This is a genomic window from Shewanella marisflavi (genome assembly GCF_002215585.1).
Lineage (GTDB): Bacteria > Pseudomonadota > Gammaproteobacteria > Enterobacterales > Shewanellaceae > Shewanella > Shewanella marisflavi.
Genome location: NZ_CP022272.1, coordinates 3,928,143 through 3,944,671, shown reverse-complemented (window position 1 = coordinate 3,944,671; position 16,529 = coordinate 3,928,143). Strand labels below are relative to the sequence as shown.

The following is a 16,529-nucleotide window of genomic DNA, read 5'->3' as shown; positions in this document are numbered from 1 at the left end:
ACTGGCTTAGCTCAATGCTTCCTTGACCTTACGAGCCATACAAGGGCAATAGATCGGCCATGGCCAGCAGGTGACAGGCCGCCGTCAGCACACCAAAAAAGATCACTATGGCAATCACTGCGGTGCCGCCCGGTACCTTAAAGCCCTGGCTGTCGGGAAACAGTTGTCTTGCCTTATAGGCCATGAGTGCAGGCACTATGGCGGCCCATACCGTGGCTGCCAAAGCCGCAAAGCCGATGGCGATCAAGAAGCCGTTAGGGAAGAGCAACCCTAGCAGAGTGGGCGGCAAGAAGGTGACAGCCGCCGTCTTAAGGCGTCCGCTAGATGACTCATCGAAACCAAACAGATCTGCCAGATAGTCGAACAGACCAAGGGTGACCCCCAGGAATGAAGAGGCTACCGCCAGGTTAGCAAACAGAGTCAGCATAGTGGTTAGCCAGTCGCTTGCCATCACATCAGAAAGTGCGGCCACTAACACGCCCATGTTACCGCCCTGGGCAATAATATCGACGAAGGCACTACGGCTGATGTTGCCCATGGTGGCGATTAACCAGCACAGATAGATGATAAAGGCGATCAGGGTGCCGAGCGTAATGGCCTTGGCTATGGTGCTGGCATCTTTGCCATAGTATTTCACTAGGCTGGGTACGTTACCGTGATAGCCAAAGCTCACCAATCCAAAGGGGATCGCCGCCAGCATGTAAGGCAGATAGCTGGCCTCACCATCGGGCACAAACAGCTTACTGGGTTCTATCTCGATCAGTAGATTGCCGATTGCGAGAAAGAAGGTGATGATCATTCCGCCCAGCATGATGGTGGTAATGCGATCCACCGCCTTAGTGCTGATAAAGACGACAATTGCCAGTCCCAGCGCAAAGATGAGCCCGGCGATGCTTTGGGGGAGTTCGACCCCTAGGCTATTGAGGCTGTGATTGACGATAGAGCCGCCACCACTGATATAGGCATAGGCCAGGATATAGAGCACGAAGGCGATAGAGAGGCCATTAACGATACGCCAAAAGTTACCTAGGGTATCCCGGGTGAGGGTGTCGAAGCTGGCACCGGGTTCATAGTGCAGGTTAGTTTCCAGTAGCAGTAGGCCTGAAACCAGCATGCAGAACCAGACGCCAAGCATCATCAGTACCGAATAGCTGAACCACATGCCAGCGCCCACCACGGGCAGGGAAAACATACCAGCACCAACAGCGGTACCGGCGATGATCATGGCGCCGCCGAGCAGCGATTTACTAGAGGCCTTATGCTTGGCCGCATTCATATGATTTGCCATTAGGCTTTATGCTCCGCGGCTACGCTGTCAACTATGGTCTGTCTTACCGAGGTACGCAGCAGGCTGTTGGCCCGATTGCGAATACGCAGGACTTCTTGGCTATGGCTGTCATCGGCCAGATAACCCAGCTCCTTAAGCTTGACACTTAGGGTGCCGTAAAGCTTCTTATCGTAGAACTCGGGCGCAGTGATGCCGTGTAGCGCACCCAGACGCTGAGCCAACTGATGGCTGTCGCTCTCAAGCTCTGCACGCTCAATCTTAGGTGAGTTGGCCAGAATGTTGAAAATAATGGCGTAGCGCTGCATGGTCTCGCTAATGGTACCTGCCAGCAGCAGCAGTTGATTAAGGCCATGTGGCTTAACGGTGAAGTGCTGCTTTTCGCTGATCAGATCTTCCGCCAGCAGCTGATCCAGTAGCTGATTGACGTGAGATTCGAGATCGTCGATCCCCATAAACAGCTCGGCCTGTAGCAATGGATAGAAATCTTTCACCGTGGCAATGATATCCGCCCTGGTGCAGTTGTCCTGACGGGTCAGGCAGCTGGCAATCAGAGATGGGATCACCATTAAGTGGATGATGTTGTTGCGGTAGTAGGTCATGGCAACGGCCAGGCTCTCATCGATAGAGATGATATCCCCAAGCGGATCGCTGTCCAGCTTCAACTTTTTCAGCTCGAGACCTTGGGCGACCAGCTTGGCGCCATCGCCTTCGACCACAGAGGTGTAATCCGTGTAAGGTACGCTCTTGAGTAGCGACAGATAGAGATCCAGCTGCTTCTCCAGCTGACTGCGCTGCAGGGCATTTTGCTCTGATGCCAAGAGTACCAGGCTGGTCAGGGTGATAGAGCTCACCGCTGCGGCATCGTTGATTCGAGTCATGACGCGGTTTGCCAGGGTATTGACCACAGGGGTTAACCAGCTTGGTTTCTGCTCAGGATCTTGCGCCAGTTCTTCGCGCCACTGAGGTACCTGCTCGTTGAGGTAATTATGTAAGGTGATTGGCTCGCCGAAATTAACATAGCCCTGACCGAAGTTACCCAGCTTGCGGATAGCGCCAAACACCTGCCAAACAGATTCTTTCTGTTTCTTCTTGCCGCTCAGCTCTTTGTGGTAGGTGGCAACCTCCATCACATGGTCATAACCCAGGTAGACAGGCACTAGGGTGACTGGGCGCTCGACACCGCGCAGCACACTGTTGAGGGTCATGGCGATCATGCCCGTCTTAGGTGCCAGCAGGCGGCCGGTACGAGAGCGGCCCCCTTCGGTGAAGTACTCGACCGAATAGCCCTTGGCAAACAGCTGATCCAGATACTCACGGAATACCGCGGTATAGAGCTTGTTGCCGCGGAAGCTACGGCGAATAAAGAAGGCGCCGCCACGACGGAACATGGGACCGGCCGGCCAGAAGTTCAGGTTGATCCCGGCGGCGATATGAGGCGGAACCATGCCTTGGTAGTAAAGGATATAAGAGAGTAGCAGGTAGTCCATATGGCTGCGGTGACAAGGCACATAGACGATCTCATGGCCGTCGTGATGCAGCTGACGGATCTGCTCGGCGCCCTTGATGTTGATCCCCTTGTAGAGCTTGTTCCACAGCCAGGTGAGGAAGCGCTCGGCGATACGCACCAGGTTGTCAGAGTAGTCGGCAGCGATCTCATCGAGGTATTCCATGGCCGTCTCGCGCGCCTTGGACTCTGAGATCTTCTTGCTTTGTGCCTCTTCCTGAATCGCCTTCTTCATCGACTCAGATTTCAGCAGGGCGTGAAATAAGTTTTGACGATTTGGCAATACAGGTCCTGTCATCACCTTACGTTGGCGACTGAAATGAACCCTGGCGACTCGTGCCAGCTTTTGGGCAATGCGTTTGTCGGTGCCGTGTTCGTCGGCCATATACCTTAGGGACATGGCATTAGAGAATTGCACAAAGTTGTGGCGGCCCAGGAAGAGGATCATCAGGCATTTGCGCAGCCAGGTGGGATTCTCGCGCTCGAGGACGGCTGCCTTCATGGTGTCGTCTTCTTTGCCCGGCGTACGGCCCCAGTAGAGGCTGACCGGCACCAGTTGAATATCCAGATCTGGGTGACGTTTATGGGCACTCAGCAGGCGTGAGAAGCTGTCGAGGTAAAACTCATTGCCTTCCCTTTGACCAAACAGGGGTTTGGCGCCTTCGACACAGACCACGCGTGGAGCTTCTTCGCCCTCGACATTCAGCGGCTGATAAGGGCTGGGTAGGCCGAGTTTGTCGGTCACTTCGCTCAGGGCGGCAATATCACTGATGGATTCGGTTTTCATGACGTAGACCAGAGGTCTGTCTGAATCCAGGTTAAGATCGGCAAAGGGATCCTGAGGCACGACTATGGTGTGCACGAGTTTCTTCTGGATCCAACGTAAGGATTTAAACCAAAGAGAGTCTTGTTTGGGCATTATTCTTTATGCATAGGAGTCATGTTTAATAACGCCATAGAATACCAGAAAATGAACAGTAATCCCTAATTTGTCTGCTTTGGTGCGACAGTTGGTGATAGGGGATCACTCTTGTTTGACTAAGCAGTAAAAAGCGCCCACAAAAAGGGGCGCTTGGCTTAACTTGGGTACATGGTATTAGCGTTTACACTACATGGCGGTGACAAAATCATCCAAGAGGATCACACCCAATGGCGCGCCGCCGCCCGTAGCATCAACAGCCACCACACCATAGAGTCCGCCCGCGGCCAGACTAATATCGAGAGGGCCGATTGCGACTGTTTTGCTGCCCGTTGGGGTCACGCTGACGACATAGTTTCCTGGGGCTACTGACAAACTGCCCGACGCAGCTAAGAAGGGAATATCGCTCAATACCGGGGTTGCCGACGAGATATCGCTATCTGGGGTGAGGTAGATATCCACATTGCCAGCGGAATAACTTGCATGAGCAATGTTTATCTTAGCCTCGGTGGCAACACGTCGACCCTCTTCCATCACTACCCAAGGATTAATATCCATATCGCCTAGTGACCCAGTTGCCAATACGCTGTAGCTTTGACCCTTTTCCAGGGAGAGGGCGGCTTCATCGATAACCACCACGCTGTTGTCAGCATCGGCTGCAACTGTGACTGTGTGCGCGCCATCTGCGAGATTGAGATAGTCTGTCACAGACCCGAAGCTAAACATGTCGACTGCGGGCGTCGTGGCTCCATCGACAAATATATCGACCGCCGGAGCGTCTGCTACCGCATGAATTACCCGCACATCGCTGCCACTCATCTCATCAAGGAGTAACGCCTGCTGATCCGCCAGGGCGACTAGTAAGGCAACGGGTGAGTCGCCGCTCCAGGCATTGGCAATCGCGGTAATGAAATAATCAGTATCTGCCATCAGGGGGACGGTTCCGGAATCGAACACCGGTGTCTTCTGTCCCGATGCTGTGATACGGATCTGATAGTCACTGGCGGGGACTTCTATCTGGGTGCTGGTATCGAGGAAGTTAGCCGATAACGTGGGCGCTGTGTCGCTAATGTCAGCGCCGGGTGCGGTGACGTACACATCGACCAGGCCGACGTCAGAGGCGCCGTGCAATACCTGCACACGAGCATAATCAGCGGCAATATCGGCGCTGGGGTTGGCCACAAGCTTAAGTTGTAATGTATCGTCGCTCACCTTACCAAGCGCTACAGCCGTATACTCCATATCGGCGGATAGATCCAGGTCTGCGGTAAGCACCTTAAGTAAAGATCCGTCGGCGATTTGAGCATTGACCTCTACGTCATACATGCCAACAGGGACGGTTAAGAAACCACTCGATATGCCGTAGTCAACATCGGCAAGCAGTTCGTTATCATTAGCCGTCACGTTGACCTTGGGGGCGTCGATGCCAGCGTGAATAATACGAACATGTGCTTCAGCAACGGGCGCGGGAACCATATTGACTACTTCATCTGAGTCATCACTGTCACAGGCCGTAATACCCATCATGGCACTTAGCATTAGCGCCGGATAGATCGTTTTCATCAGCTTCTCCTTAACAAGGGTTGAGTTCCTAGTGCGTTACGACTAGATGTGCCCAAGGGATCATAATGACAGCTCAATATTTAATGATTATTTTTTGCGCTAAAGATAACTTGATATTAATCAGTCGGTTATTTATTGAATTGTCTGAGGCTGATTGCTGCTGAAGCTGGCGGTTAGCATTTGCCTTGCTTTTTCTTTCGTTTATTTAGAATGTTTTGGCGCATTTTATGCGCTTATCCTTCAATTAAATGCTGGATAAACTGGCCTCAATTGGTTGTTACAGAGATTCTGAATTGGAGCAAGTTATGGCAAAAGTATTGGTATTGAAATCGAGCATATTAGGGGATTATTCACAGTCGGCTAAGCTGATCGACCACCTGCAACAGCACTGGCAGGGCCAGGGCGCCGAGGTGACGGTGAGAGATTTAGCGGCGCAGCCTCTGCCCGTGTTAGACGGTGAGATCGCCATGGGACTGCGTGGCGGCGAAGAACTGACTGCGCGTCAACAAGAGGTGCTGGCACTGTCTGATGAGTTAGTGGCTGAACTTAAGGCTCACGACACGATTGTGATCGCCGCGCCTATGTACAACTTCAGTATTCCCACCCAGCTGAAAAATTGGATCGATTTAATAGCCCGTGCGGGCGTGACCTTTACCTACACAGAGACTGGCCCTAAAGGTTTGGTCGACGGTAAGCGTGCGGTATTGGTGACCACTCATGGTGGCGTGCACAAAAATGGCGACAGCGATCATGTGGTGCCTTACCTGAAAACTGTACTTGGCTTTATCGGTATCACTGACGTTGAAACTGTTTACGGCGAAGCCCTTAACATGGGACCTGAAGCAAGCGAGCAGGGGATCAGTGAGGCGAAGCAGAGCATAGAGCAGCTGGTTGCTTAATTTAGCCTAGGCTCTGTCTTGTATTGAGTCTTGATACTTTTCATCATCATCTTTTTAACCCATCTCTAGGTTAGGGCGCTCAAGTTGAGCGCCTTTTTTTTACTGCGCCATTATTTTTGTGTCAGCTCGCACAGGGTGCACTCTTCACTCTGTTGACTCGTCTCCACATATCGCACCCTGTGGCACCCTTGACTGCGATTGGCACTAAAGCGATATCTTGGGCGCGCAGGACTAGCTGGCGTATTGGCCTTCTCTGCTGGGGTGTGGGGCACTTGTTTCATATGAGTTGTTAGCCTTCCAGCGCCTTTTGCGGTTGGTAACAGAGCAGATCTTTGAGGGCACCACCATTGATGGCGCATTCAAAACCATTGGCTTTAAGGATCTCACAGCCTTTTTGCGCGCGGATCCCCGCCCCGCAATAGAGGACAAAAGGAGTCTGTTTATCGCTATGCTCAGCCAGCCACTGGGAAAGCTGGTCTAATGGCACATTGGTCGCCATGGGGAGATGACCACTGGCATATTCTTGTGGCGTGCGCACGTCGAGTACCTGCACGCCCTGCTCGATCAGTTGCCAGCACTGCTCTGCCGGATGACTACCTGATAGCTTGGATAAGAGTGATTGAAACATGGTCTACCCCAACAATTAGAAAAACTTCAATAAGATTATTCTAATCTATTAAGGAGTGCAAGTCTGATTTAGCAGTACAAGCTAGATTTCACGACAACTGTTTCGTCATAAATACGCTATTGGGATCCGGGCGATACTGACCGAAAGGGGCGCACTCTACGAAGCCAAATTTTTGGTACAGGCGACGCGCTGGCAGAAAGAACCCCATACTGCCGGTCTCCAGGCTGAGACGAGTGATCCCAATTTGTGCTGCATCTGCCTGAAGATGGTGCAATATTTTGGCTCCCATACCACGCTGACGATAGTAGTTGGCTACTCGCATCGACTTGAGCTCCCCATGGTTTGAGGAGAGGCGCTTAATAGCACCACAGCCACAGAGTCGGTCGCTTTCCCATAGGGTCCAAAATCGAATATCGTCTTGTTTTAACTCGCTTAAATCTAAAGCGTGCACACTTTCTGCGGGGGAAGTGGCGTACATATCTTCCAGGTGCTGCTCAAGCATCTTGACCACACTGGCGTTGGTGACCACACCGAGTACAAACTGCATCTTAAGCTCCATCTTGTATTTAGGGACCTAAGGTCTCAGCAAGGCCTGTGCCAGTGAGGCATTGACCGCCACAGGTTTGGGAACTGGTGGCGATCAGTAACCTATTTAGCCGCGCCAGCGCTTGAAGATCAGCGAGGTATTAATGCCACCAAAGGCAAAATTGTTGCTCATCACATAGTCGGTGTCGAGCTGGCGCATTTCATCTTTGATGTAGTCGAGCTGGCCACAGGCGGGATCGATATTGTTCAGGTTGAGGGTGGGAGCAAACCAACCTGCGTTCATCATCTCTATGGTGAGCCAGGCCTCTAGGGCACCGCAGGCGCCTAAGGTGTGGCCTGTGTAGCTCTTCAGGGAAGAGATAGGCATACGCTCGCCAAAGACGGCATGAGTCGCTTGGGTTTCGGCGATATCCCCTCTGTCGGTCGCTGTGCCGTGGGCATTGACATAGCCGACTTTGTCGGCTGCCAGATCGGCATCTTTGAGTGCCTGTCGAATAGCCACTTCCATGGTCTCGGCGTTGGGCTGGGTCACATGCAGTCCGTCCGAGTTTGTACCAAAACCAATCAGCTCGGCGTAGATCTTAGCGCCGCGCGCCTTGGCGTGCTCAAGTTCTTCCAGAACCAGGGTACAGGCGCCTTCGCCAATCACTAAGCCATCTCTGTCACGATCGAAGGGACTAGGTGTCTCGCTGGGGTTATCGTTCTTGGTACTGGTGGCAAATAGGGTGTCGAATACCACGGCTTCGGTGGGGCAGAGCTCTTCGGCGCCACCGGCCAGCATAAGATCCTGCTGACCATACTTGATCGCCTCATAGGCATAGCCTATGCCTTGGCTGCCCGAGGTACAGGCGCTGCTGGTAGTGTGCACCCGTCCCTTGAGACCGAAGAAGACGCCGACGTTAACCGCCGTGGTATGGGCCATCATGCGGATATAACTGGTGGCGGTGACTCCCGACATGTCGCCGTGCTTCAGCATGTCGCCAAAGGCGACGATAGGATCTGTACTGCCGGTGGAGGAGCCGTAGGCGATACCCATGGCACCTGAGGTGACTATAGGGTCATCCAATAGGCCTGCGTCAGCCAGTGCTTTTTCGCTGGCCCAGGCAGCCATAACAGAGACCCGGCCCATGGCGCGGATCTTCTTACGTGAATAGTGCGCCGGCTTCTCAAAGTCGGTGACAGGAGCGGCCAGACGCGTGTTAAGGCCGTCGAATCTGTCCCACTCCTCCATACGCTGCACGCAGTTTTGCTTTGCTTGCAGGCGCTGGGCGATGCTGGGCCAATCGTGCCCCAGGGCGGTGACGCCGCCGGCGCCAGTGATCACTACGCGTCGAGTCTTGCTATTCATTAGATCATGCCACCATTAACTGAGATCACCTGACGGGTAATATAGGCTGCCTCATCGGACATAAGGAAATTCGCCAGGCCGGCGATCTCTGAGGCCTTGCCCATGCGACGCATCGGCACCATATCCTTGACCATCTCTTGAGGGAAGTCGCTGACCATATCTGTCTCAATGAGACCGGGAGCGATGCAGTTAACCGTGATCTTACGTTTGGCCAGCTCCAGGCTCAGCGCCTTGGTGGCCCCTATGATACCTGCCTTGGAGGCGCTGTAGTTCACCTGACCACGGTTGCCTGCGATGCCTGATACCGAGGCCATGGTGATAATGCGTCCGCCTTGTCTTGCTTGGATCATCGGCATAGTGCAGGGTTGAATAACATTGTAGAAGCCATCCAGGTTGGTATGGATCACCCCATCCCACTCCTCATCTGTCATGGCGGGAAAGGCGGTGTCGCGGGTAATACCGGCATTGAGTACCACGCCGTAATAGGCGCCATGACTGTCGATGTCGGCGGCAATGGCGGCTTTGACGCCGACGCGATCGGCCACGTCGAACTGCAGGCGGCTCACCTTGGCCCCTAGGGCCTCAAGTTCTGCCTGGGTCTCGTCGGCCGCCGCCTGGTTGCTGTGAAAATGTAGGGCGATATCATGGCCCGTTTCGGCCAGCTTAAGGGCAATAGCCTTGCCGATACCGCGACTGGCACCGGTAATTAACACACGTCTGTTCATTTTACTTTCTCTTCTTCTTTCCCTGCTTGACTCTCCAAGATATAGGCTTGGGTATCTTGGGGCTGGAATACATTAACATTCGCCTCTGCTACAAGTTGATTGTTATGGAATATTTTACAATCAAATACCGCCAGGCCGTTGTCTTCCTGATAGAGGCGAGTGACCCGGGTTTGATAACACTCGCCCTGTTCATAGGCGGGGATTGCCAATGATAACTTGCGCGTGCCCAGCAGAAAACCGACCCGAATCGCCTCTCCCCGGGCGCTCGCTTCCAGTCCGGCGAGGGCGGCGATGCTCTGAGCCATATACTCTATGCCCACATAGTTGGGGACAGATTGACTGGCGGCGTCGAAATAGGCGCTTTGTGGCCCAATGCAGACCTCGGTGAGCAAGGTATCGGGAGCATGTTCCAGCAGCCTGTCGATAAGGATCATCGGCGCGCGGTGAGGCAGCACCTGTTCTAATGGGATATCGGTTAATGGCGTTATTGTCGGCATGGTTTAGCTCTCTCCCCGGCAGAAGATCACGCTGGCATTACTGCCACCGAAGGCAAAGGAGTTACTCATGATGTAGTCGAGTGCCTGGGTTTGACCCGGCGTAACAAAAGGAAGCTCAGGGTTGTCGCCATCCCACTCTTGATCGCCTACCTGAGGAGGCAGTGCTTGCTGATCATTATATTGTGACAGTAAGAGCAGGCAGAAGGCGGCTTCCAAGGCGCCGGCAGCGCCCAGGGCGTGTCCGGTCAGGGGCTTGGTAGAACTCACTGGGGGGATATGCTCGCCAAAGACCTTAAGTAAAGCTCGGCTCTCCATGGCGTCATTTTTCATGGTTGCCGTCCCATGTAAGTTGACATAGCCCACCTGTGATGGGGCGATACCGGCATCTTGCAGCGCCATCTCGATGGCGGCAACCGCGCCCGTGCCTTCAGGGTGGGGTGAGGAGATATGGTGAGCATCGCTGGATTCTCCCACACCGGCCAGCATCAGCTCGGCCTTGCCTAAGGTGAGGGTGAACAGGGCGGCGCCTTCACCGATATTAATGCCGTCGCGGTTGCGGCTAAAAGGTTGGCAATGGGCCTTAGAGACAGACTCCAGCGAGTGAAAACCGTTTAGGGTGAGCTTACACAGGCTATCGGCACCACCGACGATCACCATGTCGCACACGCCAGCCAGTAGTAGGCGCTTGGCGCTGGCGAACACCTTGGCACTGGAGGAGCAGGCGGTCGATACCGTATAGCAGGGGCCGGTGAGGTCAAAATAGTGCTGCAGAAAGTCGCAACTGTTGCCTAGCTCCTGTTTAGAGTAGAGGTAATCGGCTGGCAGGACACCATGTTCGGCGCGGTAGGCCAGCGCCTTCTCGCCTTTGGCGATCCCCGACGTGCTGGTGCCTAAGACGATACCTATGCGATCGGCGCCGTATTGCTGCTTGGCTTGTTCGACGGCTGGGGCGATCTGTTCGGCGGCGCATTGGAGCAGCTGGTTGTTGCGACAGTCAAATCTCTGTAGCTCAGGTGCTATGCTCGGCAGCGCTGAGTTCACCATGCCCACGAGTACGCGAGTGTCTGGGATCAGGTCGTCACGCCACTGCATGCCCTGGGTATCGCCGTCGAGCAGGTGGCGCAGGACTGTTTGGGGATCATCGCCCAGTGGTGTGGATAATCCTAAGTGGGTGATAGCTATCTGTGTCATTGTGTCCGTTCTTTTGCTATGTCGCGGTTGATTTACTCAAGGGGCCGGATATCAAGCGAAAGCTGCGCCTGCTGAAAATCCAGGTTTACCTGTGCTGCCCAAGGTGCTGTCTGACTGTAGCGGATATCCATGATGGTCGCGCCGTCGTTAGCATATAATCTTCTGCACCGCGGTGCATCACACTCATAACTGGCGAGTGTCGCCCCTTGTAAATAGCGATTTACATCCTCGGTCGGCCAGTATATCAATTGCAGCAGCCCAAGAAGATACTCGGCCTTAAATTGCTCACCCAATAGTAGACTCTGTTCACTGGTTAGCTGGTCGCCGTCATAGCTGAGGGTAAACAGTGGCTGCCCCAGGGGCGCAAGCCCTACTAAGGTGAGCGTCTGCGGCGAGAGATCCAGTTGGCTCAGCAGTTGATGTCTGGATTGTTTTACCTTGAGCTTCACCAGTTGGCTCTGGCTAATGTTGGTCTCTGCTGGCAGAGGCGCCAGACAATAGTCGACCCCCTGCGCCAGTACCATGCAGGTTTGCCTGTCCAGCGTTTGGGCGCAAGCACTAAGCAGCAAGATGGCTGCAAGCATCAGGCCTCGGGTTAGCGGCATAGTTCCACGACCATATTAAGACGACGCTCAGACTCGGCGACAAATGGGTTGTTCTCATCCCAGGCATAACCCGCCAGAATAGAGCAGATCATCTGCTTAATCTTAGGGTTAGGCTCTTGATAGAAGATCACATCCTGGAAGCGTCCATCATACCAGGCCTGGACATAGGTTCTGAAGGTATCGACACCGCGCATCAGCGGCTGGGCGTATTCGGTTTGCCAGTCGACCGCCTGACCATTGAGCTGTTTCACGACACATTTAGTCGCTATAGAAGCTGATTGCATCGCTATGGTGACACCTGATGAGAAAACAGGGTCGAGAAACTCACCGGCATTGCCTAGTAAGGCGAACTTATCCGTGGCCAGAGTGCTGACGTTGGCCGAGTAACCTGCCAATTTGGCGGGTTCGCGAATAATTTCTGCCTGACTGAGCAGTTGTTTGAGCCTGGGCTCTTCGCGCACCAGACGCATCAGGGTCTGTTCCAGATCATCAGCATCGCCGAGAAGGTGAGGTTCCCCTACCACTCCGAGTGAGCAGCGGCCATCGCTAAAGGGGATCAGCCAGTACCAGATGTCGCGGTTGTCCGGGTGAACGCTGATCAATATCTTATTGCGGTCGAAGTGATAATCGCCCATGTCGACGCTGTCGATATTGTCCCTGATATGGGTAAAGATGGCGGTGCGGCTGGGAAGACCAGATGGCCGCTCTAGATCCAAAAGACGCGGCAGGACGCGGCCGAAACCGCTGGCATCGAGCAGGTAATCGGCGCTGAGCTCATAACGCTGGCCCTGCTCGTCGCTGATGGTGAGTCTGGGTTGATGGGTTAGATCGACGGCCTCGACGCACTGACCATAGCGGATCTCGACCCCTTGGCTTGCGGCCGTATCGGCGAGCAGCTTGTCGAAGTTGCCGCGCTCGACCTGAAACGTGGTGCCCGGACCTGGGGTAAACTTGTCGGTAAAGTCGAAGTAGGTGGAGCGGCCGTTAGCGTTGAAGGCGGCGCCATTTTTGAATTGATAACCCGCCTGGTTGACGGCATCGAGCATATTGGCCTCGGCAATCACCTGCATGCAGCAGGGCAACAGGCTCTCGCCGATGGAGAAACGGGGAAAATGTTGTTTCTCCAGCACAAGCACTCGCTTGCCCTCTTGATGTAACAGGCTGGCGGCAACACTCCCTGAGGGACCGGCGCCTATCACTATCACATCATAATGCGCCTTAAGCTCCGGCGTTTGCGCTGATATCATCACTTATCAATCCTTGTTAATGTATGAATAAATGGAGATAACCCAAAGGTCAGGGCTATCCCCAAGAGGAGTGTCAGGCCAAAATAGTGGATGGCAGGGGTCTGGCTGAAGGCCAGCAAACCAAAGGCCATCAGGGTCGAACAGGCCGACATGAAGACCGCCATCATCACGCTCTCTCCCTGCTGGCTTTCGGCAAAAAACAGGCTGTAGTCGACGCCGATGCCAAATACCAAGATCAGCGCCAAAGCATGAAACAGGGTCAGTGGTGAGCCTGTTATCCCCAGTAGGGCTAGGGTCAAGAGTGCCGCCAGGGCGGGCACTGAGGTTATCCATAGCGCCATCTTAAGACCGAAGCGCAGGGAGAATATCGTCCCGGCAACCGACAGTGCCAGCGCTAACAGGCCGAGGGTGAGGCTGCGATATTTGGCCATCACATCGGAAATATCCAGCACCTTATCGACCAGACCGACGCCCGTTAGAGGAGCGATTGCCGCCTTAAGAGTCTCTAGGCGTTTGATGCCACCGAGTAAGAGGATAGCAGCGTATTGCTCACCCTTATCCTTAGGGGCTAGCCAGAGCGGCGCAAATAAAGCACCTGCGTCAGAGGCAAGAAAGCTATCAGGAATAATGGTCTTGGCTGCGCTCGCTTCATAAGCCTGGATTAACGGCGGCGCCAGGCTGTCATCCAGGCCCAGGCGATCGAGCAGAGCGGGTAAGTCTTGATAGATCTGTCCCTGAAGTCGGTATGCGGTTTGCTGACTTGCTTGGCTCGGTAGGTAATTAGCCAGATTGACAAAGTTGCCCAGTGCCTGCTGCGATTGCAGTGCTGCCAATATGGGCGTTAGCCCCTCAAGCTGTGTTAGCAGGGCTTCGGGGGTGTCTGCGCGCACCAGAATAAATTGATTGTCGGTACCGCCACTCATCACCTGACGTAACTGCTGCTCGCTCTGGGTGACTCGCTCTGGGCTTTGCTGCAGCGCGCGAATATCATCGTTGACGCCAAGGCGTGACAATCCCCATGTGGTCATTATTGCTAGAGCTAGCAGCGCTACAAGGCCTTTTCCTCTGAATTGGCGAGCGAGACGCTGCATGAGTTGTAAGTAGTTGCTGGCATAGCCCAAGGCCTTTGGAGCTGGCTTCATGGCGCTGTTGGCAAGCTTGGGATAGGCGAAGATCAGCGTCAAATAGGCGCCCAAGAGTCCGGCGGCGCAGAAAACGGCCACCTGCTGCATACCAGGAAAGGGCGTTAGTCCGATGGCGAGATAGGCGATCACAGTCGTTAGCAGCGCCAGGCTGGCGGCGGGAAACACCTTGGTCACCGCCTTGCTGGCGGCCTGGCTATCATGGGTGATGCCCTGGGCCTGCAAACGCTCGCAATAGAAATGGAAACTATAGTCGATGGCGATACCGATAAGGCTAGTGCCAAAGACCAGGGTGAGCAGATGTACCTGGGTAAAGAGCCAGAGCGTGGTGCTCATGGCAAATAACAGGCTGGTACCAATTGTTATGGCCGCTATGGTGAGCGGCATGACAGAGCGAAATGCCAGCCACACCAGAATAATCACACCAACTAGCGAGGCCAATCCCAGGCTGGAAACCTCTTGCTTGGCCTGTTGGGTCGCCGCGGCCGCATGAAATAGTGCGCCGCCGCGCAGCACACTGACCGCTTGTTGAGTCCCTATGCTTTGCTGCATCTGGGTTATCGCGCTTTCTAGCGTGTTTAACTGGCGCTCCTGCGCCTTGGGGTTGAAGGCACTGCCGACACCCTTAGCCATGATGATGGCGACACTGGCCGCCGGCTGATCTGCGGTATTGGTTTGCCCAACCAAGACGCCATCGACTACCTTGAGTCGTTGTTGTGGCGATAGCTGTTTAAGTACCTCAGGGTAGAGCAGCAGGGGATCTTGGCTGAGTAGCTGGCTATTGGCGTAACCAAAGGCATTGTACAGCTGGGCTAATGTATTAGCCTCTAACTTCGCTAATTGTCCATTTTCTAACCTGAGCTTCTGCTGAGGGGTAAGCAGGTGGAATCGATAGGAAAAATAGAAGCGGTTGAGGGCCTGGACGCCGCGTAGATCTGCGCTCTGCACTTGGGTAAAGGCCTCCGGGGTCGCACCGAGCGTGGCCATCAGCTGTTGGGCAGCTTGCACTGCTACGCGCTCATCTTGGCTGACGACGCCAAGGTAGATGCGATCCGCCAGTTGCTGCTCAACCCTGTCTATCGCCCTTTGGGTCAGGGGATCTTCCTGGATCTTGGGTAACATGGCCAGAATATCGCTCTGTACGCCGGCGCCGCGATTCAATGCCTGCAGGGCTAGCAGTGCCATGACAGCCAGCAACACTAGCCAGATGGCGAGTCTGGTGTTGGCGGAGAGACGACTTAGCCAGTCGCTGAGCTTGAGGATCATCTTGTCTCTTGCGCGGGCTGAGCCTGAGGCGGACTCAGGTCGAAATAGGTCTGTTCCTGAGGTGTCAGCGGGCGTTTTTGCAGCGCTTTAAAGCTGATCACGCTGCGATCGCCGCGGCTGTCTAACAGGGTTAGCGAGTCTAGTGATTCGGCGCCTTGCAGTACGATGCGCGGCATCGCCTGCTTGATAAGGGGATCTTTGGGTTCAAGTCCCAGCAGCCAGCTGCCAGCTTGTTGGATAAGATGCGGCGTAAACTGGGTCTCTAGTGGGACGAGATCGCCACTGAGCAAGGCGCTCATCAGCTTAGGCATCATCTGCGCCATGGCGCCTGCCTGAGGGTTTTCATCGGCGTGGCTTACCTGCTTGTTTCCGTCGGCGTCTATCTGCACCAAGGTATTCTGGGTCAGAATCAGTCCACTGTAGAATGGCGCAGTTTGCAGCCAGGCGATCCCCAGTTTGTCCTGAAACAGAAATTCTCCCTGACTCAGTAGCGGTTTCTTCAGTACCTTGAGATAGCGGGATTGGCTAAACTCGCCCTTTGCGGCGTCACCACCACCGAGACGCTTAGCTAAGGCGCTTAAGGCTGCTTTGTCCGCTGGCGCTTTAAAAAGTGCCTCATAATCGGCTGATTGATCTGCATGAGTGACCAAGCTAATGAAACTCAGGCAAAGCAGCAGTGCGCTTAGCCCTAGCTTGAGGTCGAGTCTGGCCATCATAGGGATTCACGCTCCTCTGTGCTCAGCAGGTGGGCTATCTTGTCGCGAAAGCAAGTGGGCGTGACCAGGCAAAGCTCCTTGCTGTCGATCTCGACCGCGGCCTGCACAGTATACCCCTTGGTCAGACGTTGATTGGTCTGGGCATCACGCACCTGATAGGTGATCTTGAGACGGTTTTCCCACTCCACTAATGAGGCGATCACCTTGACCTTCTGCTCAAAGGTGCTGGCCTGCACATACTTGATCTGTAGATCGATAATGGGCCAGGCATAGCCCGAGGCCTGCATCTTGCGGTAGCCGTAGTCGATCTCGTCCAGCAACTGGCAGCGAACGATCTCGAAATACCTTAGGTAGTTGCCGTGCCAGGTGATCCCCATCGAATCGACATCGTGAAAGGGGATGACCATCTCCATCTCTGTGGTGAGCAGTGCCTTCATCTGATACC

The 16,529-nt window shown here is 54.3% G+C and carries 16 protein-coding genes; 1 reads left to right on the top strand and 15 read right to left on the bottom strand.

The window, feature by feature from the left end; translation table 11 throughout:
• Window positions 1–28 precede the first annotated feature (28 nt).
• The 3 genes from mtr to CFF01_RS17355 all read right to left on the bottom strand — a co-directional run bounded on the left by mtr (window position 29) and on the right by CFF01_RS17355 (window position 5,274).
• Window positions 29–1,288, bottom strand: coding sequence for a tryptophan permease (gene mtr / locus CFF01_RS17365; RefSeq protein ID WP_033539306.1), 1,260 nt, complete (start codon window positions 1,286–1,288; stop codon window positions 29–31).
• On the bottom strand, window positions 1,288–3,711 hold the full coding sequence (gene plsB, locus CFF01_RS17360) for a glycerol-3-phosphate 1-O-acyltransferase PlsB (protein WP_088905612.1): 2,424 nt from the start codon (window positions 3,709–3,711) through the stop codon (window positions 1,288–1,290). Before plsB ends, mtr begins: the two co-directional genes overlap by 1 nt.
• A 189-nt stretch (window positions 3,712–3,900) precedes the next feature.
• Window positions 3,901–5,274: a DUF4397 domain-containing protein gene (locus tag CFF01_RS17355; RefSeq protein ID WP_088905611.1), complete on the bottom strand. Its 1,374-nt coding sequence runs from the start codon at window positions 5,272–5,274 to the stop codon at window positions 3,901–3,903.
• Between the two features lie 305 nt (window positions 5,275–5,579).
• Here CFF01_RS17355 and CFF01_RS17350 point away from each other — a divergent pair, with 305 nt between their 5' ends.
• Entirely contained in the window at window positions 5,580–6,173 is a 594-nt protein-coding gene (locus tag CFF01_RS17350) for an FMN-dependent NADH-azoreductase (RefSeq protein ID WP_088905988.1), read from the top strand.
• 110 nt (window positions 6,174–6,283) lie between these two features.
• On the opposite strand, the gene CFF01_RS19170 is transcribed toward CFF01_RS17350, so the two are convergent.
• The 12 genes from CFF01_RS19170 to CFF01_RS17295 form a co-directional block, all read right to left on the bottom strand.
• The gene (locus CFF01_RS19170) at window positions 6,284–6,454 is read right to left on the bottom strand and encodes a hypothetical protein (RefSeq protein WP_157705016.1); all 171 of its coding nucleotides are present in this window, start codon (window positions 6,452–6,454) and stop codon (window positions 6,284–6,286) included.
• Window positions 6,455–6,462: 8 nt separating this feature from the next.
• Window positions 6,463–6,801 carry a rhodanese-like domain-containing protein gene (locus tag CFF01_RS17345; RefSeq protein WP_033539309.1) on the bottom strand — a complete coding sequence of 113 codons (339 nt, stop codon included), beginning with the start codon at window positions 6,799–6,801 and terminating at the stop codon, window positions 6,463–6,465.
• Window positions 6,802–6,889: 88 nt separating this feature from the next.
• Window positions 6,890–7,348, bottom strand: coding sequence for a GNAT family N-acetyltransferase (locus tag CFF01_RS17340; protein WP_088905610.1), 459 nt, complete (start codon window positions 7,346–7,348; stop codon window positions 6,890–6,892).
• A gap of 105 nt (window positions 7,349–7,453) precedes the next feature.
• The gene (locus CFF01_RS17335; protein WP_088905609.1) at window positions 7,454–8,695 is read right to left on the bottom strand and encodes a beta-ketoacyl-ACP synthase; all 1,242 of its coding nucleotides are present in this window, start codon (window positions 8,693–8,695) and stop codon (window positions 7,454–7,456) included.
• Window positions 8,695–9,420 (bottom strand): 3-ketoacyl-ACP reductase FabG2, encoded by a 726-nt coding sequence (locus CFF01_RS17330; RefSeq protein ID WP_088905608.1) that lies wholly within the window; start codon window positions 9,418–9,420, stop codon window positions 8,695–8,697. The genes CFF01_RS17335 and CFF01_RS17330 overlap by 1 nt, the downstream gene beginning before the upstream one ends.
• The gene (locus CFF01_RS17325; protein WP_033539313.1) at window positions 9,417–9,917 is read right to left on the bottom strand and encodes an ApeP family dehydratase; all 501 of its coding nucleotides are present in this window, start codon (window positions 9,915–9,917) and stop codon (window positions 9,417–9,419) included. Before CFF01_RS17325 ends, CFF01_RS17330 begins: the two co-directional genes overlap by 4 nt.
• Before the next feature lie 3 nt (window positions 9,918–9,920).
• Complete coding sequence (locus tag CFF01_RS17320) at window positions 9,921–11,108, bottom strand: beta-ketoacyl-[acyl-carrier-protein] synthase family protein (protein WP_088905607.1); 1,188 nt, start codon at window positions 11,106–11,108, stop codon at window positions 9,921–9,923.
• A gap of 32 nt (window positions 11,109–11,140) precedes the next feature.
• The gene (locus CFF01_RS17315; protein ID WP_088905606.1) at window positions 11,141–11,713 is read right to left on the bottom strand and encodes a DUF3261 domain-containing protein; all 573 of its coding nucleotides are present in this window, start codon (window positions 11,711–11,713) and stop codon (window positions 11,141–11,143) included.
• Window positions 11,704–12,960 carry an NAD(P)/FAD-dependent oxidoreductase gene (locus CFF01_RS17310; protein ID WP_088905605.1) on the bottom strand — a complete coding sequence of 419 codons (1,257 nt, stop codon included), beginning with the start codon at window positions 12,958–12,960 and terminating at the stop codon, window positions 11,704–11,706. Before CFF01_RS17310 ends, CFF01_RS17315 begins: the two co-directional genes overlap by 10 nt.
• Window positions 12,960–15,368: an MMPL family transporter gene (locus tag CFF01_RS17305; protein WP_088905604.1), complete on the bottom strand. Its 2,409-nt coding sequence runs from the start codon at window positions 15,366–15,368 to the stop codon at window positions 12,960–12,962. The genes CFF01_RS17310 and CFF01_RS17305 overlap by 1 nt, the downstream gene beginning before the upstream one ends.
• Window positions 15,365–16,084, bottom strand: coding sequence for an outer membrane lipoprotein carrier protein LolA (locus tag CFF01_RS17300; protein WP_088905603.1), 720 nt, complete (start codon window positions 16,082–16,084; stop codon window positions 15,365–15,367). The genes CFF01_RS17305 and CFF01_RS17300 overlap by 4 nt, the downstream gene beginning before the upstream one ends.
• Window positions 16,081–16,521, bottom strand: coding sequence for an acyl-CoA thioesterase (locus tag CFF01_RS17295; protein ID WP_088905602.1), 441 nt, complete (start codon window positions 16,519–16,521; stop codon window positions 16,081–16,083). The genes CFF01_RS17300 and CFF01_RS17295 overlap by 4 nt, the downstream gene beginning before the upstream one ends.
• Between the last annotated feature and the right edge of the window lie 8 nt (window positions 16,522–16,529).